Annotated in this window: 20 protein-coding genes and 1 tRNA gene; 12 read left to right on the forward strand and 9 right to left on the reverse strand. The window is 69.3% G+C overall.

Going from position 1 to position 21,747, the window contains the following annotated elements; translation table 11 throughout:
• Positions 1–15: 15 nt before the first annotated feature.
• The 6 genes from BLW81_RS12800 to BLW81_RS12830 all read left to right on the forward strand — a co-directional run bounded on the left by BLW81_RS12800 (position 16) and on the right by BLW81_RS12830 (position 6,597).
• Positions 16–981 carry a 4-(cytidine 5'-diphospho)-2-C-methyl-D-erythritol kinase gene (locus BLW81_RS12800; protein ID WP_083407504.1) on the forward strand — a complete coding sequence of 322 codons (966 nt, stop codon included), beginning with the start codon at positions 16–18 and terminating at the stop codon, positions 979–981.
• 294 nt (positions 982–1,275) lie between these two features.
• Positions 1,276–2,910, forward strand: a complete 1,635-nt coding sequence (locus tag BLW81_RS12810; RefSeq protein WP_083407505.1) for a fatty acyl-AMP ligase — start codon at positions 1,276–1,278, stop codon at positions 2,908–2,910.
• Positions 2,911–3,018: 108 nt separating this feature from the next.
• Entirely contained in the window at positions 3,019–3,975 is a 957-nt protein-coding gene (locus BLW81_RS12815) for an efflux ABC transporter ATPase subunit, DrrA-related (protein ID WP_083407506.1), read from the forward strand.
• Positions 3,972–4,787 carry an ABC transporter permease gene (locus tag BLW81_RS12820; protein ID WP_083407507.1) on the forward strand — a complete coding sequence of 272 codons (816 nt, stop codon included), beginning with the start codon at positions 3,972–3,974 and terminating at the stop codon, positions 4,785–4,787. The genes BLW81_RS12815 and BLW81_RS12820 overlap by 4 nt, the downstream gene beginning before the upstream one ends.
• A 37-nt stretch (positions 4,788–4,824) precedes the next feature.
• A complete protein-coding gene (locus BLW81_RS12825) occupies positions 4,825–5,856 on the forward strand; it encodes an epoxyqueuosine reductase (protein WP_083407508.1) in 1,032 nt (343 codons plus the stop codon).
• A gap of 45 nt (positions 5,857–5,901) precedes the next feature.
• Positions 5,902–6,597 (forward strand): cutinase family protein, encoded by a 696-nt coding sequence (locus tag BLW81_RS12830; protein ID WP_083407509.1) that lies wholly within the window; start codon positions 5,902–5,904, stop codon positions 6,595–6,597.
• A 3-nt stretch (positions 6,598–6,600) separates the two neighbouring features.
• Here the strand turns inward: BLW81_RS12830 and pth are convergent, their stop codons facing one another.
• The 3 genes from pth to BLW81_RS12845 form a co-directional block, all read right to left on the reverse strand.
• Positions 6,601–7,179, reverse strand: a complete 579-nt coding sequence (gene pth, locus BLW81_RS12835; protein ID WP_083407510.1) for an aminoacyl-tRNA hydrolase — start codon at positions 7,177–7,179, stop codon at positions 6,601–6,603.
• A gap of 6 nt (positions 7,180–7,185) precedes the next feature.
• The gene (locus tag BLW81_RS12840; RefSeq protein WP_083407511.1) at positions 7,186–7,857 is read right to left on the reverse strand and encodes a 50S ribosomal protein L25/general stress protein Ctc; all 672 of its coding nucleotides are present in this window, start codon (positions 7,855–7,857) and stop codon (positions 7,186–7,188) included.
• 144 nt (positions 7,858–8,001) lie between these two features.
• Complete coding sequence (locus BLW81_RS12845; protein ID WP_083407512.1) at positions 8,002–8,874, reverse strand: oxidoreductase; 873 nt, start codon at positions 8,872–8,874, stop codon at positions 8,002–8,004.
• A gap of 84 nt (positions 8,875–8,958) precedes the next feature.
• Here BLW81_RS12845 and BLW81_RS12850 point away from each other — a divergent pair, with 84 nt between their 5' ends.
• Positions 8,959–9,819, forward strand: a complete 861-nt coding sequence (locus BLW81_RS12850) for a helix-turn-helix transcriptional regulator (RefSeq protein WP_083407513.1) — start codon at positions 8,959–8,961, stop codon at positions 9,817–9,819.
• Here BLW81_RS12850 and BLW81_RS12855 read toward each other — a convergent pair.
• Positions 9,787–10,617 (reverse strand): helix-turn-helix transcriptional regulator, encoded by an 831-nt coding sequence (locus BLW81_RS12855; protein WP_157897683.1) that lies wholly within the window; start codon positions 10,615–10,617, stop codon positions 9,787–9,789. The two genes, BLW81_RS12850 and BLW81_RS12855, sit on opposite strands and share 33 nt — an antisense overlap.
• 116 nt (positions 10,618–10,733) lie before the next feature.
• Between BLW81_RS12855 and BLW81_RS12860 the strand changes: the two genes are divergently transcribed.
• The gene (locus tag BLW81_RS12860; RefSeq protein WP_083407515.1) at positions 10,734–11,678 is read left to right on the forward strand and encodes an SDR family oxidoreductase; all 945 of its coding nucleotides are present in this window, start codon (positions 10,734–10,736) and stop codon (positions 11,676–11,678) included.
• Positions 11,679–11,683: 5 nt separating this feature from the next.
• Here the strand turns inward: BLW81_RS12860 and BLW81_RS12865 are convergent, their stop codons facing one another.
• From BLW81_RS12865 to BLW81_RS12885, 5 genes are all read right to left on the reverse strand, one after another.
• The gene (locus BLW81_RS12865) at positions 11,684–12,322 is read right to left on the reverse strand and encodes an LpqN/LpqT family lipoprotein (RefSeq protein WP_083410502.1); all 639 of its coding nucleotides are present in this window, start codon (positions 12,320–12,322) and stop codon (positions 11,684–11,686) included.
• A gap of 41 nt (positions 12,323–12,363) precedes the next feature.
• Positions 12,364–12,702 (reverse strand): arsenate reductase (glutaredoxin), encoded by a 339-nt coding sequence (gene arsC, locus BLW81_RS12870; protein WP_083407516.1) that lies wholly within the window; start codon positions 12,700–12,702, stop codon positions 12,364–12,366.
• Complete coding sequence (locus BLW81_RS12875; RefSeq protein ID WP_083407517.1) at positions 12,703–13,683, reverse strand: ribose-phosphate diphosphokinase; 981 nt, start codon at positions 13,681–13,683, stop codon at positions 12,703–12,705.
• Between the two features lie 99 nt (positions 13,684–13,782).
• A complete protein-coding gene (gene glmU / locus BLW81_RS12880; RefSeq protein ID WP_083407518.1) occupies positions 13,783–15,240 on the reverse strand; it encodes a bifunctional UDP-N-acetylglucosamine diphosphorylase/glucosamine-1-phosphate N-acetyltransferase GlmU in 1,458 nt (485 codons plus the stop codon).
• Between the two features lie 5 nt (positions 15,241–15,245).
• Positions 15,246–15,317: transfer RNA gene (locus BLW81_RS12885), tRNA-Gln, on the reverse strand.
• A 95-nt stretch (positions 15,318–15,412) separates the two neighbouring features.
• Here BLW81_RS12885 and BLW81_RS12890 point away from each other — a divergent pair.
• The 4 genes from BLW81_RS12890 to BLW81_RS12905 all read left to right on the forward strand — a co-directional run bounded on the left by BLW81_RS12890 (position 15,413) and on the right by BLW81_RS12905 (position 21,664).
• On the forward strand, positions 15,413–16,018 hold the full coding sequence (locus BLW81_RS12890; RefSeq protein ID WP_083407519.1) for a TetR/AcrR family transcriptional regulator: 606 nt from the start codon (positions 15,413–15,415) through the stop codon (positions 16,016–16,018).
• A gap of 62 nt (positions 16,019–16,080) precedes the next feature.
• The gene (gene mfd, locus BLW81_RS12895) at positions 16,081–19,737 is read left to right on the forward strand and encodes a transcription-repair coupling factor (protein ID WP_083407520.1); all 3,657 of its coding nucleotides are present in this window, start codon (positions 16,081–16,083) and stop codon (positions 19,735–19,737) included.
• Between the two features lie 40 nt (positions 19,738–19,777).
• Positions 19,778–20,827: a nucleoside triphosphate pyrophosphohydrolase gene (locus BLW81_RS12900; RefSeq protein ID WP_083410503.1), complete on the forward strand. Its 1,050-nt coding sequence runs from the start codon at positions 19,778–19,780 to the stop codon at positions 20,825–20,827.
• Positions 20,828–20,932: 105 nt separating this feature from the next.
• On the forward strand, positions 20,933–21,664 hold the full coding sequence (locus BLW81_RS12905) for a lytic transglycosylase domain-containing protein (protein WP_083410504.1): 732 nt from the start codon (positions 20,933–20,935) through the stop codon (positions 21,662–21,664).
• Positions 21,665–21,747: the final 83 nt, after the last annotated feature.

Raw genomic sequence — 21,747 nt, forward strand, 5'->3', positions numbered from 1 at the left:
CGCTAGTGTCGTGCCGTGCCAGGCTGGAACGGAAACACCGCCTCCGAGTGGGTGCCCACCGGGTCGGTCACCGTCCGCGTGCCGGGCAAGGTCAACCTCTATCTCGCGGTGGGGGACCGCCGCGACGACGGCTACCACGAACTCACCACCGTGTTCCACGCCGTGTCGCTGCTCGACGAGATCACCGTGCGCAACGCCGACGTGCTGTCGCTGGAGATGACCGGTGAGGGCGCCGAGTCGCTGCCCGTCGACTCGCGCAATCTGGCCTGGCGCGCCGCCGAGCTGATGGCCGACCACGTCGGGCGCGCGCCGGACGTGGCGATCAGCATCGAGAAGTCGATCCCGGTGGCCGGCGGAATGGCCGGCGGCAGCGCCGACGCCGCGGCCGTGCTGGTGGCGATGAACACGCTGTGGGAACTCGGGGTGCCGCGCCGCGATCTGCACGCGCTGGCCGCGCAACTCGGCAGCGACGTGCCGTTCGCGCTGCACGGCGGCACCGCGCTGGGCACCGGCCGCGGCGAGGAGCTCGCGACCGTGTTGGCCCGCACCACCTTTCACTGGGTGCTGGCGTTCGCGCACGGCGGCCTGTCGACGCCCGCGGTGTTCGGCGAGCTGGACCGGCTGCGGGAGGCGGGCCGCGAGGCGCCGCCGCGGCTCGACGACGCCGAACCGCTGCTGGCCGCGCTGGCCTCCGGCGACGCCAACGCGCTGGCCCCGCTGCTCGGCAACGACCTGCAGCCCGCAGCGCTGCGCCTCGATCCCGAACTGCGCCGGACCCTGCGCGCGGGTACCGAAGCGGGCGCGCTGGCCGGAATCGTCTCGGGCTCCGGCCCGACGTGTGCGTTCCTGTGCGCCTCGGCGGGCGCGGCCGTCGACGTCGGCGCACAACTGGCCGGTGCGGGGGTGTGCCGGACCGTGCGGGTGGCCAGCGGCCCGGTGCACGGCGCGCGGGTGGTGCCGTCGCCGTCCACCTCGGTCTGACCCGCTCACCAGCGCATGTGTTGTGACCCAGGCCTCAATTATCGCGACAGTTTGGCAGCTACTTAAGAGTTGCATAAGATGGCTCGCGGTGAGAACTAGCGGTCAAGCAAGGGACGCGGCTTCTTCGCCCGCCGGATACAGCGGCGGGCGTGTCGTCAGATACCGCGAAGAGTCCGGAGCATCACCGATTCGAGACACAACCGCTCCCCAAATGTGTGCGCGCCTACGCAAAAGCGCCGCTGATCAGGCGGAGCATTACACCGGGGTCTTTGCTCTGGAGCCGAGGAGGTCGTCGTGAGCCGATTCACCGAGAAGATGTACTACAACGCCCGGACCGCCAAGACGGGCATGGTCACCGGTGAACCGCACGAACCCGTCCGGCATACCTGGGGCGAGGTACACGAGCGCGCGCGCTGCATCGCGGGCGGCCTGAAGAAGGCCGGCATCGGCCCCGGCGACGCCGTCGGCGTGCTGGCCGGCTTCCCGGTCGAGATCGCCCCCACCGCGCAGGGCCTGTGGATGCGCGGCGCCAGCCTGACCATGCTGCACCAGCCGACCCCGCGCACCGATCTGGTGGTGTGGGCCGAGGACACCATGAACGTGATCGGCATGATCGAGGCCAAGGCCGTCATCGTGTCCGAGCCGTTCCTGGTCGCGATCCCGGTGCTCGAGGAGAAGGGCATCCAGGTCCTCAAGGTCGCCGACCTGCTGGCCTCCGAGCCCACCGATCCCGTCGAGGTCGGCGAGGACGACCTGGCGCTGATGCAGCTCACCTCCGGATCGACCGGATCCCCCAAGGCCGTGCAGATCACGCACCGCAACATCTACTCCAACGCCGAGGCCATGTTCATCGGCGCCGAGTACGACGTCGACAAGGACGTCATGGTCAGCTGGCTGCCCTGCTTCCACGACATGGGCATGGTCGGCTTCCTGACCATCCCGATGTACTTCGGCGCCGAGCTGGTCAAGGTCACGCCGATGGACTTCCTGCGCGACACGCTGCTGTGGGCCAAGCTCATCGACAAGTACAAGGGCACCATGACCGCCGCGCCGAACTTCGCCTACGCGCTGTTCGCCAAGCGGTTGCGCCGCCAGGCCAAGCCCGGCGAGTTCGACCTGTCGACACTGCGCTTCGCGCTCTCGGGCGCCGAGCCCGTCGAACCGGCCGACGTCGAGGACCTGCTCGACGCCGGTAAGCCGTTCGGGCTCAGGCCCGACGCGATCCTGCCCGCCTACGGCATGGCCGAGACGACGCTGGCGGTGTCGTTCTCGCCGTGCGGCGCGGGCCTGGTCGTCGACGAGGTCGACGCCGACCTGCTCGCCGCGCTGCGCCGCGCCGTGCCCGCCACCAAGGGCAACACCCGCCGGCTGGCCTCGCTCGGCCCGCTGCTGCGCGACCTCGAGGCCCGCGTCATCGACGAGCACGGCAACGTCATGCCGCCGCGCGGCGTCGGCGTCATCGAGCTGCGCGGCGAGTCCCTGACGCCCGGCTACCTCACCATGGGCGGTTTCATCCCTGCCCAGGACGAGCACGGCTGGTACGACACCGGCGACCTCGGCTACATCACCGAAGAGGGCAACATCGTGGTGTGCGGTCGCGTCAAGGACGTGATCATCATGGCCGGCCGCAACATCTACCCGACCGACATCGAGCGCGCCGCGTGCCGCGTCGAGGGTGTGCGTCCGGGTTGCGCGGTCGCCGTGCGGCTCGACGCCGGGCACGCGCGCGAGACGTTCGCGGTCGCCGTCGAGTCCAACGCCTGGCAGGACCCGGACGAGGTGCACCGCATCGAGCGCCAGGTCGCCCACGAGGTGGTCGCCGAGGTCGACGTGCGCCCGCGCAACGTCGTGGTACTCGGTCCGGGCACCATCCCGAAGACCCCGTCGGGCAAGCTGCGCCGCAGCAACTCGGTCTCGCTCGTCACCTAACGATCCGCCGAGCAGACGCCAACTGCTCAAAAATCCGCGGGTTTCGGGTCACTTTGTGTCTGCTCGCGCGGTAACGGGGTGTCGGAAAATGCCGATACGGTTCCTGACATGCAACCTGCCATCGAAGCCGTCGAATTGGTGAAGCGCTTCGGCGACAGCGCCAGACCCGCCGTCGACGGCGTCAGCTTCACCGTCGCACCCGGGACCGTGCTCGGGCTGCTCGGGCCCAACGGCGCGGGCAAGACCACCACCGTGCGGATGATGACGACGCTGACGGTCCCGACCAGCGGCACCGCCCGGGTCGCCGGCTACGACGTCATCCGCGAACCCGACGCGGTGCGCCGCAACATGGGGTTGACGGGTCAGGTCGCCACGGTCGACGAACTGCTCACCGGCCGCGAGAACATCCGGATGATCGGCGGGCTCTACGGCATCCGTCGCAAAGACCTCAAGCGCCTGGGTGATCAACTGCTGGAACAGTTCTCGCTCGCCGACGCCGCCGACCGGGTGGTCAAGTCCTACTCGGGCGGGATGCGCCGGCGCCTCGACCTGGCGGTGAGCCTGCTCGCGTCGCCGCCGGTGCTGTTCCTCGACGAGCCCACCACCGGGCTCGATCCGCGCAGCCGCAGCGAGTTGTGGGACGCGCTGCGGGGGCTGGTCGAACAGGGCACCACGCTGCTGCTGACCACGCAGTACCTCGAGGAGGCCGACCAGCTCGCCGACAACATCGTGGTGATCGACAAGGGCCGCATCATCGCCGAGGGCTCACCGCTGCAACTCAAACAGCAGGCGGGCAACGCCAGTCTCGTCGTCACCGTGACCAACGCCGACGACCTGCCCGCCGCGCAGGCGCTGCTCGCCAAGACCGGCGCCGAGGTGTTCGTCGACGCCGGTGCGCGCGAATTGACCGCGTCCGCAGAGGGTTTGGACGACATGGTGAGCGTGGCCGGATGGCTGCGCGACAGCAACATCGCCGTCGACGACATCGGCCTGTCCAGGCCCAGCCTCGACGACGTCTTCCTGTCGTTGACCGGGCACCGCAGTGAAGAGGAGGCCGACGCGTGACCGCCGTGCCGATCCACCGCACCAACATCGCTCAGCAGTCGTGGATCATGGTCAAGCGCAACATGATCCACACCAAGCGGATGCCCGAGATGTTGAGCGACGTGACCGTGCAGCCGATCATGTTCGTGCTGTTGTTCGCGTTCGTGTTCGGCGCGTCGATCGCCAACCCCGGCGGCACCAACTACCGTGAGTTCCTGCTGCCGGGCATCCAGGCGCAGACCATCGTCTTCTCGGCGTTCGTGGTGGCCTCCGGGATCACCGCCGACGTCGAGAAGGGCATCATCGACCGGTTCCGGTCGCTGCCGATCTCCCGGTCGTCGGTGCTGATCGGGCGCAGCGTCGCCAGCCTCATCCACTCGTCGCTCGGCGTGCTGGTGATGGCGCTGACGGGCCTGGCGATCGGGTGGCGCATCCGCGGCAGCGTCGCCGAAGCGGTGCTGGCGTTCGCGCTGGTGCTGGTGTTCGGGTTCGGGATGATCTGGTTCGGCATCCTGATCGGCTCGCTGCTGCGCACCGTCGAAGCCGTCAACGGGGTGATGTTCACCGTGCTGTTCCCGATCACGTTCCTGGCCAACACCTTTGTGCCCACCGAGCCGATGCCGCACTGGCTGCGGGTGATCGCCGAGTGGAATCCGGTGTCCTCGCTGGCGCAGGCGATGCGTCAACTGTGGGGCAACGGCGGCCCCGCGCCGGAGAGCGCGCAGCTTCCGCTGCATCACCCGGTGCTGGCCACCGTCATCTGGTCGCTGGTGCTGACGGCGGTCTTCGCGCCGTTCGCGCTGCGCGCCTACGCGCGCCGTACGGCCGACTAGCTGCCCGGATTGCTGAGTATTGTGTACTATACTCAGCATGGCTCAGCCGATACCCGCGCGCATCGCCGATCACCCCACCGTTCGGGCCGTGCGCGCCCGACCGCGGCGCACCCCCGGCGTCATCGACGCCGCGTGGCTGCGGCAGCTCTGCCTGGACGCCGGCGCCGACGACGTCGCGTTCGCCAGCGTCGACAACCCGGACCTGGCCACCGAGCGCGAACACGTCGACGCCGCGCTGCCGGGTGTGCGCAGCTACATCTCCCTCGTCGTGCGGATGAACCGCGACAACGTGCGGTCGACGGCGCGCAGCGTGGCCAACCAGGAGTTCCATCGCAGCGGCGAGATCATGAACGAGGCGGCCCACCGGATCACCCGGGCCCTGCAGGACGCCGGGCACCGGGCGATCAACCCGTCGATGTCGTTCCCGATGGAAATGGACAAGTTCCCGGGCCGCATCTGGGTGGTGGCTCACAAGCCGGTCGCCGTCGCCGCCGGGCTGGGCGTGATGGGCATCCACCGCAACGTCATTCACCCCAAGTTCGGCAACTTCATCCTGCTGGGCACCGTGCTGGTGGACGCGCCGGTCAGCGAATACGGTGCACCCCTGGACTATTCGCCCTGCCTGGAGTGCAAGCTCTGCGTCGCCGCGTGCCCGGTCGGCGCGATCAAGAAGGACGGCGGCTTCGACTTCGTCGCCTGCTCGGTGCACAACTACCGCGAGTTCATGGGCGGCTTCACCGACTGGGCGCAGACCATCGCCGACAGCGAAGACGCCGCCGACTTCCGTTCCCGCGTCAGCGATTCGGAGAACGCGTCGATGTGGCAGAGCCTGTCGTTCAAGGCCAATTACAAGGCGGCATACTGCCTGGCGGTGTGTCCCGCCGGCGAAGACGTCATCGAGCCGTACCTGGAGGATCGCAAGGGTTTTATGGACCTGGTGCTGCGGCCCCTACAGGAGAAAAAGGAGACGCTCTACGTGCTGCCGGACTCGGCCGCCAAGGAGCACGCCGAGCGCCGGTATCCGCACAAGACGGTCAAGGTCGTCGACAGCGGGGTGGGCGGCCGCTAGCGCCGACCGGAATACATTCGCGCCGGCCCGGCGTTTGCTCATGGCATGACGACCAAACTGCCGCTGAGTCGGCTACTGATCATGGCTGCGGCAGTGGTGTTCTCGGGCCTGACGCTGGCGGCACCCGCAGCGGCCGCACCGACCGGCGCATGTCCCGACGTACAGGTGGTGTTCGCTCGAGGGACCGGCGAGCCCGCGGGTATCGGCCGGGTCGGCCAGTCGTTCGTCGACGCGCTGCGCCCGCTGGCGTCCGGCAAGTCGATCGACGTGTACGCGGTCAACTACCCGGCGACCCGTGACTTCCTGCGCGCCGCCGAGGGCGCCAACGACGCGAGCCTGTTCGTCCAGAACATGGCCGCGACCTGCCCCGACACGTCGATCGTGCTCGGCGGCTATTCACAGGGCGCCGCCGTCATCGACGCGATCGCGGTGGCCCAGACGCCGACGCTCGGCTTCACCCAGCCGATGCCCGCGACGGTCGCCGACCACGTCGCGGCGGTCGCGGTGTTCGGCAACCCGTCGATCCGGCTGCTCGGCGGCCCGCTGACCGCGCTGAGCCCGCTCTACGGCAGCAAGACCATCGACCTGTGCAACGGCGCAGACCCGGTGTGCTCCAACGGAAACGACGTCGCCGCACACAGCCTCTACGGCGAGTCGGGGCTGACCACGCAGGCCGCGCAGTTCGTCGCGGGCCGGTTGGCGGGCGCGGCGCCGATCACCACGCTGTCCGGCCGCGGCTGACGATCAGCCCCAGGCGTGCACGACGTTCTGCGCTGGCTCCAGACCCTGTGACACCAGCAGTTCGGTCGCGTCGCCGGCCTGCTCGCAGATCGTCGGCACGTCCTTCCACTCGGCGGAGGTGAATGTGCTCAGCACGAACTTCGCGCCGTCCATCCGCCCCGGCGGGCGGCCGATGCCGATGCGGACCCGCTGAAAGTCGTTGCTGCCCAACGCCGCACCGACCGAGCGCAGGCCGTTGTGGCCGGCCACCCCGCCTCCGGACTTGAGCCGGATACGACCGAAGTCGATGTCGAGCTCATCGTGGATGACGACGACGTCGGCCGGCGCCACCGAGTAGAACTTGGCCAGCGGCCCGACCTGACGGCCCGACTCGTTCATGTAGGTCCGCGGTTTCGCCAGCACGACGGCCCGCCCGCCGAGGCGGCCGGTGGCCACCTCGGCGCCGGACTTCTTGTGCACCTTGAACCCCGAGCCCATGCGGTCGGCGAGGATGTCGGCGACCAGGAACCCGAGGTTGTGCCGCGTCGTCGCGTACTGCGCACCCGGGTTGCCCAGGCCGACCACCAGGTGGGGTTCGGCCACGGGGGACTACTCGGACTCTTCGGCGGGCGCCGCTTCGGCGGAGTCGCCCTCTTCGGCAGCCTCGGCGGTCTCGGCGGCGGCTTCCTCGCCGGTCTCGCCGCCACCCTCGGCCTCGAGATCCTCTTCGGTCGGCGCGGCGACCACGTTGACCACCAGGGTCTCGGCGTCGGTCACAAGCGACACACCCGACGGCAGCTCGATGTTGCCCGCGGTGAACTGCGTGCCGACCTCGGCACCCTCGACGGACACGGTCAGGCTCTCCGGGATCGACTGCACGTCGGCCTCGACCTCGATGGTGTTGGCGTCCTGGGTGACCAGCGTGCCGGACGCGGCGTCGCCCTCGACGACGACGTTGACCTCGACGGTGACCTTCTCACCGCGCCGCACGACGAGCAGGTCGGCGTGGGTGATGGTGCGGCGGATCGGGTGGATGTCGAGCGCCTTGGTCAGCGCGAGCTGCTCCTTGCCGTCGATGTCGAGGGTCAGCACGGCGTTGGTGCCCGCGTGCCGCAGCACGGCCGCGAAGTCGTGGCCGTCCAGCTCGAGGTGCTGCGGGTCGGAGCCGTGGCCGTAGAGCACGGCGGGCACCTTGCCGTTGCGACGGGCACGGCGCGATGCGCCCTTGCCGGTCTCGGTGCGGACCGATGCGGTGAGGTTGTTGGGGGCGTTCTTCGCCATGAGGGGTGCTCCTGTCGTGTCGCTCGGCACGGCCAGGGCTCAACCACTCGAGATGGTTCGCGTCGATAACGGTGGCCTACGGTAGCCAGCCACCCTCGCCGTGATCGTCAGCCAGGGTAGCCGCAACCGGCGGGTTTGCCCAAATCAGAGCGGGAAAGCGGTGTCCGTGAGCTGCTCGGACAGCTCCCACAGCGCGGTCGCGGTGCGGCCGTCGCGGGCCAGCGGGCTGCGCAGCGCGGTCAGCCCGGTCGGGCCGCGGCTGGCGAACCGCGGGCCGACGAAGGCGTCGCCCGGGATGTCCTCGGCCACCGCGTACAGCGTCTGGCGGGCGCCGAAGTCGGGGGCGGTGGCGAACAGCCGGTTGTTGGCAAGCCAGATCCGGGTGCCGAACCGGTTGCCGGTCTGGCCCTGCAGGTTGGTCGCGGAGTAGCCGGGATGCGCGGAGACGGCCCGCACCGGGGATCCGGCGGCGCTCAGCCGTCGCTGCAGGTCCTTGGTGAACAGCAGGTTCGCCAGCTTCGACTGGCCGTACGCCGGCCAGGCGAGGTAGGGCCGGGCCTTCCAGTTGAGGTCCTTGAGGCTGATCCGGCCCATGAAGTGCATGATCGACGACACCGTGACCACGCGATCGCTGATCTTCGGCAACAGCAGATTGGTCAGCGCGAAGTGGCCGAGATGGTTGGTGCCGATCTGGCTCTCGAACCCGTCTCTGGTCAGCGCGTAGGGCACGGCCATGATGCCGGCGTTGTTCACCAGCACGTCGACGGCGTCGACACCGTCGGCTAACGCCCGCACCGACGCCAGGTCCTGCAGGTCGAGTTCGCGGACCTCGACGTCGCCGGTGATCTCCGCTGCGGCCTGCTCACCCTTGGCGGTATTGCGGACCGCGAGAATGACGCGAGCCCCGACGCGGGCCAGTTCGCGCGCGGTCACCAGGCCGAGTCCGCTGTTGGCGCCCGTCACGATGACGGTGCGTCCGGCGAACGAGGGCAGATCGGCGGCGGTCCATTCGCTCATGCGCTCACCCTAGCCGCGCCGGTTCGGGGCTCGGGGGTCCGGCCGTCCCTGGATATCCACTCGCTAAGCGGCGACGATGGACCGGTGGATCGGGTTCAGTTGGCGGACTTCCTGCGCAGTCGGCGTCTCGCTCTCGCCCCGGAGGAGGTCGGCTTGCCCAGCGGGGTGCGCAGGCGCACCAGCGGGCTGCGCCGTGAGGAGATCGCCTCGCTGGCGCTGATCTCGACCGACTACTACTGCCGGATGGAACAGCAACGCGGGCCCCAGCCGTCGGTTGAGGTCGTCGCATCGCTGGCCAAGGCGCTGCGGTTGTCCCTGGACGAGCGTGATCACCTGTACCGGCTCGCCGGACACAACGCTCCGGCGCGGAGCCCGGGGACCGATCAGGTCAGCGCCGCCATGATGCGGATCATCGACCGCCTGAAGGACACACCCGCCCAGGTGATGTCGGCGCTGGGCGAGACCCTGGTGCAGACGCCGCCCGCGCGGGCCCTGCTCGGCGACGAAACGCGGTACGAGGGCCACGCGCGCAGCGTTGTCTACCGCTGGTTCACCGACGACGCGTCCCGCAACGTGTACCCGACCGAGGACCATCCGAAGATCGAGCGCTCGTTCGTTGCCGGCGCGCGTGTCGCGTTCGTGCGCGACGGCGCAAGCTCGCGCGCAGCCGAAGTCATCAAAGCTCTGCTGGAGTGCAGTCCCGAGTTCGCCGTGCTGTGGGAGCAACACGATGTGGACACTCCGCATGAACTCGAAAAGCGCCTCGTGCATCCGCAACTGGGAGTGCTGGATCTGCAGTGCCAGGTGCTGCACGACGTGACCCACCTGCACACGCTGCTCGTGTTCACCGCGGAGGTCGGCAGCGTCAGCCACACCAAGCTGACCGCCCTGTGTGCCGAACCGGACGCGTATTCACGGGAAGCGCTGGTGCCCGATGACCGTTGACAACTGCACGCTGGTGTCGTCGGTTGAGCCGGGCGCCGGGTAGTAGACGACGAGCCGTTGGCCAGAGGCGTCCACCTCGAGAACCTCACGGCGCAGGTCGATGACACCGACCGCCGGGTGCAGGAAACGCCGCGTGGTAGCGGTCGCGGGCGGTGGTGCCCCGTCCGCCCAGAGGCGGGTGAACTCGGGGCTGCGCTGGCGCAACATCGTGGCCAAAAGCTCTGCGCCGCAATGGCCTTGCTCGACGGATCGCCGCAGGCCGGCGACGATCTCCGCACCGATTCGCGGATGCTCCTCGGCGGCGTAGCGTTGCCGTTCACCGGGTTCAAGGAACCAGCGGTAGTAACCGCTGCGCGCCCAGCCCGTGTGCACGGTCAGGTCGCCGAGCAGTGCTCGGGAAGCCGGCGTCTGCCGCAGCACCTCACCGGCCGGTCCCACGACGTGCGCGGGTGTCTCGGCGAGGCGGTCGAGCACCAGCATCACGCCCGGATCGACGTGCGCACAGAGGTGTTCACCCCCGCGGTAGCCCGCCGCCGCGAACAGGCGGTCGCGTTCTGCCCGGGTGAATCGAAGCCCCCGCGCGATGCCGGCCAGCGTGGCAGCCGACGGGTGCGGAGCCCCGCGGTGGCGTTCGAGGCGGGTGTAATAGCCAGGGGAGATCGAGCACAGTTCCGCCGCCTCCTCGCGACGCAAACCCGGTGTGCGCCGTCGCCGGCCGCGGGCGAGACCGACGTCTTCGGGTTGCAGTTGTCGCCGCCGCGTACGCAGCGCCTCCGCCACATACTCGAGGTTCGCCACGGCAGTCAGGATGCGGCGTCGTCGAGGCGGCCGGAAGGGCTCGGTGATCCAGGGATCGGCGATCCGCGGACGAGTGAATCCTGAATCCGGATTGTCCGGTGTGACAGCTTCGAAGCATGATGAACAGCAACACGCAGATCGTCGTCCCGGACATGACGGGCCAACTCGCCGTGATCACCGGTGCAAGCGACGGCATCGGCTTGGCCCTGGCCGCTCGCTTGGCCGCTGCGGGAGCGGATCTTGTTCTGCCGGTACGCAATCTGGACAAGGGTCAGCGGGTGGTCGAGCGGATCCGCACAGAAACACCCGCTGCCGATGTCACACTGCTGCCGGTCGATCTCTCGTCACTGCAGTCGGTGGCCGACCTGGCGGGCGAGCTGCTCGCCTGGGGCCGCCCGGTCAACGTGTTGATCAACAACGCGGGCGTCATGAGCCCACCCACCCGGCAGACCACCGCCGATGGCTTCGAATTGCAATGGGGCACCAATCACCTCGCGCACTTCGCGCTGACCGCCCGGCTGCTGCCGCTGCTCGTGGCGGGGAACGCTCGGGTGACCACGCAGTCGAGCATCGCGGCGCGGACGAACGGAATCAACTGGGACGACTTGAACTTCGAGCGGTCCTACTCCGAGGCGAAAGCTTACAGCCAGTCGAAGATCGCCAATCTGCTGTTCGGCTTGGAACTGGACAGGCGCAGCGCCGCCGCGGGCTGGGGCATCACGAGCAATGTCTCGCACCCGGGGGTGACGCCCACCAACCTCCTGCGGGCGCAACCACACATGGGACGGTCGCGCGACACGCTCCAGTTCCGTGCGGTCAAGGCGCTTTCCCGGCTGGGACTGCTGAATCGTTCCGCCGAGGAGGGGATGCTGCCCGCGCTGTATGCGGCGACGGACACACGCGCGGTGGGCGGCAAGTTCTACGGGCCGAGCGGATTCCAGCACCTCGCGGGAGCCCCGGCCGAGCAGCAGGTCTACCGGCCGGCACGCGACATGGCCGACGCCGCGCGCCTGTGGGAGGTTTCTGAGCGACTGGTCGGCGTGCGGTTCGCGACGCTGTAGGTGCGCTACTTCGGCGGCGGCGGCGGGGCGCCCGGCACCGCGACCGTGAAGCCGCCGATGATCTTCTCGATGTCGGGGGCTTCCTCGACGGCCTTGTCGGCGAATCCGGTGACCGTGAACTGCACCAGGTAGCGCTGTTTGGCCGGTGCCGCGCCGGTCGCGATCACGATCCGGTTGTAGCTGTGCATCCGCGTGCCGTTGAGGTCGTAGCTGCCTTCGATCATCGCCGACGGAAAACCCTTGAAGTCGTCCATCGACGCGTTGAGCCGCTTGAAGTTCTGCGACATCTCGGCGTCGACGTAGCCATGCTTGATCGCTTCCCGCGGATCAAAGTCGCCGGTCAGCTTCATCACCACCAGCATCGCGATCGGATAGGTCTCGCCCTTGGCGATCACCCGGGTGCCCGGCGCGAAGTTCGTGTTGAAGTACGGCGCCCATCCGGCCGGGGTGGGGAAGCTGACCGTCAGATCGGTCAGCTTGTCCGGCGGCACCGTCTGGCCGACCACGCCGTTCTGCTCGAGGTACAGCGCGATCGGCACCGGCTTGTCGCTGTCGGGCGCAGCGGCGCTGGACGTCGGCGCCGCCGACGTCGACCACACCGACTGGTAGTTGGGCGGCTCGGTGCCGCACCCCGCGGCGACCATCACCGCGGCGGCTCCGGCGATCAGCCCAAAGCCCAACTTTCTCACAGGATCTCGCGCACCGCGTCGATCGGTCGGGCCAGTCGGGTACCGTTCGCGGTCACGACGAACGGACGCTCGATCAGGATCGGGTGCTCGGCCATCGCGTCCAGCAGCTCGTCGTCCGACGCGTCGGCCAACCCGAGCTCGGTGTACAGCGATTCGCGCTTGCGCACCGCGGTGCGCACGTCGATGCCCGCGTCGGCGATCATCTTCTCGAGCTCCGCGCGGGTCGGCGGGGTCTTGAGGTACTGCACGATCTCGGGCTCGATCCCGTTCTCGCGCAGCAGGTCCAGCGTCTTACGCGATGTCGAGCACTTCGGGTTGTGGTAGATCCGTGCCACTTACGCCGACCCGTCGAAAAGGCTTGTCACAGAACCGTTGTCGAACACCGCGCGGATCGTGTTGGCCAGCAGCGGCGCGATCGACAGCACGGTCAGCTGCGGGAACCGCTTGTCCTCGCCGATCGGCAGCGTGTTGGTGACGATCACCTCGCACGCCCCGGAATCGGCTAGCCGCTCGCGTGCCGGATCCGACAGCACGCCGTGCGTCGCGGCGATGATCACGTCGCCGGCGCCGTCCTGCTTGAGCAGCTTGACCGCACCGGCGATGGTGCCGCCGGTGTCGATCATGTCGTCGGTCAGCACGCAGGTCTTGCCGCGAACATCGCCGACCACGCGGTTGGACACCACCTCGTTGGGCTTGAGCGGGTCGCGGGTCTTGTGGATGAAGGCCAGCGGCACGCCGCCCAGCGAGTCGGCCCACTTCTCGGCGACCCGCACACGGCCCGAGTCGGGGGACACTACGACCATGTCGTGCTCGGAGTAGTTCTCGGCGATGTAGCCGGTGAGCAACTTCTGCGCCCGCATGTGGTCGACCGGGCCGTCGAAGAAGCCCTGGATCTGATCGGTGTGCAGGTCGACGGTGACGATGCGGTCGGCGCCCGCGGTCTTGAGCAGGTCGGCGACCAATCGCGCGGAGATCGGTTCGCGACCGCGGTGCTTCTTGTCCTGGCGCGCGTACGGGTAGAACGGCAGGATCGCGGTGATCCGCTTGGCGCTGCCGCGCTTGAGCGCATCGATCATGATCAGCTGTTCCATCAGGTGCTGGTTCAGCGGAGCGGGATGGCTCTGCAGCACGAACGCGTCGCAGCCGCGGACGGATTCGTCGAACCGGACGAAGATCTCGCCGTTGGCGAAGTCCCGCGCGGTCTGCGCGGTGACCGGTACGTCGAGTTCCTTGGCTACCTGCTCAGCCAGTTCCGGGTGCGCCCGACCCGAGAAGAACATCAAATTTTTGCGGTTGTCGGTCCACTCGGTGCCCACGGTGTGCCCTCAAGGTCGGAATCGATACCGGACAATCGTACGTAGGTCCACGCACAACTTGTGCCCGGGTTGCCAGATCATGAACAACTACGTGCAGTCTCACGCATCGTCGTCCCCCGATGCCGCCTCCGCCGCGGCTGCGGACGCCGAGCCCGGCCGCTTGCGCACCACCCAGCCCTCGATGTTGCGCTGCGGGCCCGCCGAGACCGCCAACGCGCCAGGCGGCACGTCCTCGCGGACCACGGTGCCCGCGCCGGTGTAGGCGCCGTCGCCGACGGTGACCGGCGCGACGAACATGGTGTCCGAACCGGTCCGCACGTGCGAGCCGATCTTGGTGCGGCTCTTGGTCTCTCCGTCGTAGTTGACGAACACGCTGGAGGCGCCGATGTTGCTGTGCTCGCCGATGTCGGCGTCGCCGACGTAGGTCAGGTGCGGCACCTTGGTCCCTGTGCCCAGCGTCGCGTTCTTCGTCTCGACGAACGCGCCGAGCTTGCCGTCGGCGCCCAGCACGGTGCCGGGCCGCAGATAGGTGAACGGCCCGACCGTCGCACCGTCGCCGATCACCGACGAGCTGCCGTGCGTCCGGCACACGGTCGCGCCGTCGCCGACGGTGACGTCGGCCAGCGTGGTGTCCGGCCCGATCTCACACCGGCCGCCGACCCGGGTGCCGCCGTGCAGTTGTGACCCCGGCTTGACGACGGTGTCGCGGCCGATGGTGACGTCGACGTCGATCCACGTGCTGGCCGGGTCGATCACCGTGACGCCCGCGCGTTGATGGGCCGCGACGATGCGCCGGTTCAGTTCGGCGCCCAGCTCGGCCAGCTGCACACGGTCGTTGACGCCGGCGACCAGCGTGGAGTCGTCGACGTGCCGGGCCCGCACCGGCCGGCCGTCGGAGCGCACGATCGAGATGACGTCGGTCAGGTACTGCTCCTGCTGGGCGTTGTCCGAACGCAGCCGGCCCAGCGCCGGCCGCAGCGCGGTGATGTCGAACGCGTACACCCCGGCGTTGACCTCGGCGATCGCCCGCTGCGACGGGCTGGCGTCGGCCTGCTCGACGATGCCGATCACCTCCCCGTCCTGCGTGCGCAGGATCCGGCCGTAGCCGGTCGGGTCGGGCAGCGTGGTGGTGAGCACGGTGGCCGCGGCCGGCCCGGCGTCGGTATGGGTGGTGATCAGGTCGGCCAGGGTGGCGGCGTCCAGCAGCGGCACGTCACCGGAGGTGACGACCACGGTCCCGGCGAAGTCGGGCGGCAGCGCCGTCAGCCCGCATTCGACCGCGTGACCGGTGCCCAGCTGCTGTTCCTGCACCGCGGTGAAGATAGGGCGGCCGACTTCGGCGGCCAGCGCCTCGACGGCGGGCGCCACCCGCTCGCGGTCCTTGCCGACCACGACGACCAGGTGCTCGGGGGCCAGCCCGGCCGCCGCGTGCACCGCGTGCGCCAGCATGCTGCGCCCGGCCAGCGTGTGCAGCACTTTCGGGGTGTCCGAGCGCATCCGGGTACCGGCCCCGGCCGCCAGGACCACGACCGCGGTTTCGGGGTGCGCGATGTTCATAAAAGCTCCGTCGCCAGGACTCGAACCTGAACTATCTGAACCAAAATCAGAGGTGCTGCCGATTACACCACGACGGATCGATCACCTCGTGATGCTAGTGCAACGCACCGGAGCAACTAACCTGACAGGCGTGGCAGCACTCGACAAAGAGGTGCGGACGCCGCGGGCCCGGATGACCGGCGCCGAGCGGCGCCACCAGCTCATCGACATCGCGCGGTCGCTGTTCGCCGAACGCGGCTACGAGGGCACCTCGATCGAGGAGATCGCGCAGCGCGCCAACGTCTCCAAACCCGTCGTCTACGAGCACTTCGGCGGCAAGGAGGGGCTGTACGCCGTCGTCGTCGACCGTGAGATGTCGGCGTTGCTGGACCGCATCACGTCGTCGCTGACCCGGATGACCAACAACCGCTCCCGGCTGCGCATCGAACGCGTCGCGCTGGCGCTGCTGACCTACGTCGACGAACGCACCGACGGCTTCCGGATCCTGATCCGCGACTCCCCGGCCGCCATCACCTCGGGCAGCACCTACTCGACGCTGCTCAACGAGGCCGTCAACCAGGTGTCGTCGATCCTGGCCGGGGACTTCTCCCGCCGCGGCCTGGACGCCGAGATGGCGCCGCTGTACGCCCAGGCCCTGGTCGGCTCGGTGTCGATGACCGCGCAGTGGTGGCTCGACGTGCGCGAGCCGAAGAAGGAGGTCGTCGCCGCGCACCTGGTCAACCTGTGCTGGAACGGGCTGATGCACCTGGAGAACGACCCGCCGCTGCTCGACGAGTGAGCCACGTCACGGATTGGCCGCTCCGGCAAGCACTTCGGCGGTTTGCCTAGGATGGACTCATCATGACCGCATCGGGGACCGCTTCTGTCCCAACCCCGATCGCGGGGCTCGTCGAACTGGCGCTGAAAGATCCCTCGCTCGAGGAGATCGGCCGCCGCGCCGCCGACAGACCCGCCGATCTCACCCTTGTCGGCCCGGCCACCGCCCGGGTGTTCGCCGCGTGCGCGCTCGCGCAGGCCGGATCCCTGGTGGTGGTGACCGCCACCGGGCGTGAGGCCGACGACCTGACCGCCGAACTGCGCGGGGTGTACGGCGACGCCGTCGCGCTGTTCCCGTCCTGGGAGACGCTGCCCCACGAGCGGCTGTCGCCCGGCGTCGACACCGTCGGCGCGCGGCTGATGCTGCTGCGCCGCCTGGCCCACCCCGACGACGCCCGGCTGGGCCCGCCGCTGCGCATCGTCGTCACCACCGCGCGTTCGCTGCTGCAGCCGATGGCGCCCGACGTCGCCCGGGTCGAGCCGGTGACGCTGAGCGTCGGCACCGACACCGACTTCGAGGCGCTGATCGTCCGGCTCGTCGAGCTCGCCTACACCCGCGTCGACATGGTCGGCAAGCGCGGCGAATTCGCGGTCCGCGGCGGCATCCTCGACCTGTTCCCGCCGACCTACGAGCATCCGGTGCGCATCGAGTTCTGGGGCGACGAGGTCTCCGAGATGCGCATGTTCGCCGTCGCCGACCAGCGCTCGATCCCGGAGATCGAGGTCGACACCGTCGTCGCGGTGCCGTGCCGCGAGCTGCTGCTCACCGAGGACGTGCGCGCCCGGGCCGTCGAACTGGCCCGCGAACACCCGGTGCACGAGAACACGCTGCCGGGCTCGGTGCCCGACATGCTGGCCAAGCTCTCCGAGGGCATCCCGGTCGACGGGATGGAGGCGTTGCTGCCGCTGCTCAAGACCTCCGGCGACCCCGCCGAGCTGACCACCCTGTCCGGTCAGCTGCCCGCAGGCACCCCGCTGCTGATCTGCGATCCGGAGAAGGTCCGTACCCGCGCGGCCGACCTGAAGAAGACCGGCCGCGAGTTCCTCGAGGCGTCGTGGTCGACGGCTGCGCTCGGCGGATCCGCGCCGATCGACCTGGAACGGATGGGCGCCTCGGGGTTCGTCGAGTTCGAGGATGCCCGCGCGGCCGCCCGCGCCGGTGGCCATCCGTGGTGGACGCTGAGCCAGCTCTCCGACGAGAACGCCGTCGAACTCGACATCCGGCCGGCGCCGTCGGCGCGGGGTTCGCAGTCCAGCATCACCGAGATGTTCGCGATGCTGCGCGCCCACGTGCTGACCGGCGGGCACGCCGTCGTCGTCACCCCCGGCACCGGCACCGCGCACCGCGTCGTCGAGCAGCTACGCGAATCCGACACGGCTGCAGTGTGTTTGGAGCTCGGCGAGGAACTCAAAGACGGTGTCGTCAACGTCCTGCAGGGCCCGCTGCACGACGGCGCCGTGATCCCCGGCGCGAACCTGGTGGTGCTCACCGAGACCGACCTGACCGGCAACCGGGCCACCGCGGTCGAGGGCAAGCGGCTGGCCGCCAAGCGGCGCAACGTCGTCGACCCGCTGGCACTGACGGCCGGTGACCTGGTGGTGCACGACCAGCACGGCATCGGCCGGTTCGTCGAGATGACCGAGCGCGTGGTCGGCGGCGCCCGCCGCGAGTACCTGGTGCTCGAATACGCGTCGAGTAAGCGAGGACAGGCTTCCGATCGCCTCTATGTGCCGATGGACTCGCTGGACCAGCTGAGCCGCTACGTCGGCGGCGAGTCGCCGTCGCTGTCCAAGCTCGGCGGCAGCGACTGGGCCAACACCAAGACCAAGGCGCGCCGCGCGGTGCGCGAGATCGCCGCCGAACTGGTGACGCTGTACGCCAAACGCCAGGCCTCGCCCGGGCACGCCTTCGGCCCGGACACCCCGTGGCAGGCCGAGATGGAGGACGCGTTCGGCTTCACCGAGACCATGGACCAGCTGACCGCCATCACCGAGGTCAAGTCCGACATGGAGAAGCCCGTCCCGATGGACCGGGTGATCTGCGGCGACGTCGGCTACGGCAAGACCGAGATCGCGGTGCGGGCGGCGTTCAAGGCGGTGCAGGACGGCAAGCAGGTCGCGGTGCTGGTGCCGACGACGCTGCTCGCCGACCAGCACCTGCAGACGTTCAGCCAGCGGATGGCCGGTTTCCCGGTCACGGTCAAGGGCTTGTCGCGGTTCACCGACCCGGCCGAGTCGCGCGCCACGCTCGAGGGCATGAAGGACGGCAGCGTCGACATCGTGATCGGCACCCACCGGCTGCTGCAGACCGGCGTGACGTGGAAGGACCTCGGCCTGGTCATCGTCGACGAGGAGCAGCGCTTCGGCGTCGAGCACAAAGAGCACATCAAGTCGATGCGTACCCACGTCGACGTGCTCACCATGAGCGCCACCCCGATCCCGCGCACGCTGGAGATGAGCCTGGCGGGCATCCGCGAGATGTCGACCATCCTGACCCCGCCCGAAGAGCGCTACCCGGTGCTGACCTACGTCGGCCCGCACGACGACAAACAGGTCGCGGCCGCGCTGCGCCGCGAGCTGCTGCGCGACGGTCAGGCGTTCTACATCCACAACCGGGTGCGCTCGATCGACCAGGCCGCCGCGCGCGTGCAGGAACTCGTGCCGGAGGCCCGCGTCGTCGTCGCGCACGGCCAGATGCCCGAGGAGCTGTTGGAGAAGACCGTCGAGGGCTTCTGGAACCGCGAGTACGACATCCTGGTCTGCACGACGATCGTCGAGACCGGGCTGGACATCTCGAATGCCAACACGTTGATCGTCGAACGCGCCGACACGTTCGGCCTGTCCCAGCTACATCAGCTGCGGGGCCGCGTCGGCCGCAGCCGCGAGCGCGGATACGCGTACTTCCTGTATCCGCCGGAGGTTCCGCTGACCGAGACCGCCTACGACCGGCTGGCCACGATCGCGCAGAACAACGAACTCGGTGCGGGCATGGCCGTCGCACTCAAGGACCTCGAGATCCGCGGTGCGGGCAACGTGCTGGGCGCCGAGCAGTCCGGGCACGTCGCCGGTGTCGGCTTCGACCTCTACGTGCGGCTGGTCGGCGAGGCGGTCGAGGCGTACCGCGCCGCCGCCGACGGGAAAACCGTTGCGACACCGGAAGAACCGAAGGACGTGCGCATCGACCTGCCCGTCGACGCGCACCTGCCGCCGGATTACATCGACAGCGACCGGCTGCGGCTGGAGGGGTACCGCCGGCTCGCGGCCGCGGCCGACCAGGACACCGTCGACTCGGTAGTCGACGAACTCCTCGACCGCTACGGCCCGCTGCCCGAACCCGCGCAGCGGCTCGTGGCCGTCGCGCGGTTGCGGTTGCTGCTCAAGGCCTACGGCATCACCGAGGTCAGTTCGGTGTCCGAGGCGACGCTGCGGTTGGCGCCGCTGCAGCTGATGGACTCCCAGCAACTGCGGCTCAAGCGGATGTACCCGAGCGCGAACTACCGCGCCACCACGTCGACGGTGCAGGTGCCGATTCCGCGGGCGGGCGAAGGCCTTGGCGCACCGCGGATCCGTGATCTTGAACTGGTCCGGATGGTCGCCGGTCTGGTGCTGGCCCTCGATGGAAAACCGCAGGATTCTATTGATATAACGAAGTTGGGGTCGGGTCAGGAAACGTTGCGATGAGCGCGAAGGCCGCAGCGTGCACAGCGAGGAGGTCATCGCGATGACCGTCGTACTGGTCGACCCGCGCCGCCCGTCGCTGATCCCCGTCGACGCGATCGATCTGCTCTCCGGCGACGTTCAGTACACCGAGGAGATGCCGATCAAGGTGCCGTGGTCGCTGCCCGCGGCGCGCCCGGCCTACGACGGCGAGGATGCGCCGGTGCTGCTGTCGTCGGACCCCGAGCATCCCGCGGTCAAGACGCGGTTGGCGGCCGGCGAGAAGGTGATCTCCGCTCCTGAGGCCGCGCCGGGGGAGCGCCTGGTCGACGCCGTCGCGATGATGGACAAGCTGCGCACCGCCGGACCGTGGGAGAGCGAACAGACCCACGACTCGCTGCGGCGGTATCTGCTGGAGGAGACCTACGAGGTGTTCGACGCGGTGCACAGCGGCGACGCCGACGCGCTGCGCGAGGAACTCGGCGACGTGTTGCTGCAGGTGCTGTTCCACGCCCGGATCGCCGAGGACGCGCCACAGCACCCGTTCGGCATCGACGACGTGGCCGACGCGCTGGTGCGCAAGCTCGGCAACCGGGTGCCCGCGGTGCTGGCCGGTGAGTCGATCTCGCTCGACGACCAGCTCGCGCAGTGGGAGGAACGCAAGGCGCTCGAGAAGCGCACCCGCACCTCGATCGTCGATGATGTGCCGACCGGCCAGCCCGCTCTGGCGTTGGCGCAGAAGGTGATCGAGCGGGTGACCGCGGCCGGGCTGCCCGCCGAGCTGATCCCGGAGTCGGTGACCTCGGTGACGGTGTCGGCGGGTTCGGACACCGAGAGCGAGCTGCGCTCGGCGGTGCTGGCGTTCATGGACGCCGTGCGCCGGGCCGAGCGCGCGATCCTCGCCGACCGTCGCGGCACCGACGTTCCCGAGGAACTCGACAGCGCGGCGCTGGACAAGGTGACCGACGAGGAGTGGCGCGCGCACTGGCCGGGCGAGGAGGCCGAGACCGAGGACGCGCCCGACGAGGTAGCCGAGGAAGCTGCGACAGACGGGACGGATGAGGCTTCCGAGGCCGAGCCGGACCGTGAAACCGCCGATTCGGCGCGCTCATAGTCGCTGATCGATCGATTGCGCACCCGAATCGCTTGCCACGCTGAACCACCGTGTCCCGCACGCGTGGGAACATGGGCATCGACCGAAGTTGGTTGAGGGGATTTGGTGTCGCCGGTGCGTTGGATGCGCGCGGTCGCCGTACTAGGTGCGACGGCGCTGCTCTTGGCTTCTAGCTGTTCGTGGCAGCTGGGCACTCCCATCCCGGAGGGAGTGCCCCCGCCGCCTGGCGACCCGGTGCCCGCGATCGACACCCACGCCAAGGGCCGCCCCGCCGACCAGCTGCGCGAGTGGGCCGCCGAACGCGCCCCCAAGCTCGGGATCCCGGTCGGCGCGCTGGAGGCCTACGCGTACGCCGCGCGGGTCGCCGAGGTGGAGAACCCCGACTGCAAGCTGACCTGGACGACGCTGGCGGGCATCGGTCAGATCGAGAGCCACCACGGCACCTACCGCGGCGCGGTGATCGGGCCCAACGGCGACGTGGAGCCGCCGATCCGCGGGGTGCTGCTCGACGGCACCAACGGCAACCTGGAGATCCTGGACAACCACGCGGTCAGCCACGACGGCGACCAGTCGTTCGCCAGGGCGATGGGCCCGATGCAGTTCATCCCCGAGACCTGGCGGCTCTACGGCGTCGACGCCAACAACGACGGCAAGATCAGCGCCGACAACATGGACGACGCCGCGCTGTCCGCGGCCGGTTATCTGTGCTGGACGGGCAAGGACCTCGCCACGCCGCGGGGCTGGATGAACGCGCTGCGCGCCTACAACCTGTCCGACCAGTACGCCCGCACCGTGCGCGACTGGGCCACGGCTTACGCGAACGGACACCCCCTCTAGACACGCCCGGCGCTCACCGAGGCTCTAGGCTCGTCGGTTGACGCACGAACCATCACGCATCGTCTGGACCAAGGAGAAGCCAA

Source organism: Mycolicibacterium rutilum, from assembly GCF_900108565.1.
Taxonomy (GTDB): Bacteria; Actinomycetota; Actinomycetes; order Mycobacteriales; family Mycobacteriaceae; genus Mycobacterium; species Mycobacterium rutilum.

Coding starts and splice junctions, on each gene's coding strand:
- BLW81_RS12865 (WP_083410502.1), bottom strand. CDS start 12,322: ATGGTCGCCGCGGGGTGCGGCACCGAGCCGCCCAACTACCAGTCGGTG.
- BLW81_RS12845 (WP_083407512.1), bottom strand. CDS start 8,874: ATGAGCGAATGGACCGCCGCCGATCTGCCCTCGTTCGCCGGACGCACC.
- glmU (WP_083407518.1), bottom strand. CDS start 15,240: ATGAACATCGCGCACCCCGAAACCGCGGTCGTGGTCCTGGCGGCCGGG.
- BLW81_RS12860 (WP_083407515.1), top strand. CDS start 10,734: ATGATGAACAGCAACACGCAGATCGTCGTCCCGGACATGACGGGCCAA.
- mfd (WP_083407520.1), top strand. CDS start 16,081: ATGACCGCATCGGGGACCGCTTCTGTCCCAACCCCGATCGCGGGGCTC.
- BLW81_RS12830 (WP_083407509.1), top strand. CDS start 5,902: ATGACGACCAAACTGCCGCTGAGTCGGCTACTGATCATGGCTGCGGCA.
- BLW81_RS12890 (WP_083407519.1), top strand. CDS start 15,413: ATGACCGGCGCCGAGCGGCGCCACCAGCTCATCGACATCGCGCGGTCG.
- BLW81_RS12815 (WP_083407506.1), top strand. CDS start 3,019: ATGCAACCTGCCATCGAAGCCGTCGAATTGGTGAAGCGCTTCGGCGAC.
- BLW81_RS12825 (WP_083407508.1), top strand. CDS start 4,825: ATGGCTCAGCCGATACCCGCGCGCATCGCCGATCACCCCACCGTTCGG.
- BLW81_RS12840 (WP_083407511.1), bottom strand. CDS start 7,857: ATGGCGAAGAACGCCCCCAACAACCTCACCGCATCGGTCCGCACCGAG.
- BLW81_RS12900 (WP_083410503.1), top strand. CDS start 19,778: ATGACCGTCGTACTGGTCGACCCGCGCCGCCCGTCGCTGATCCCCGTC.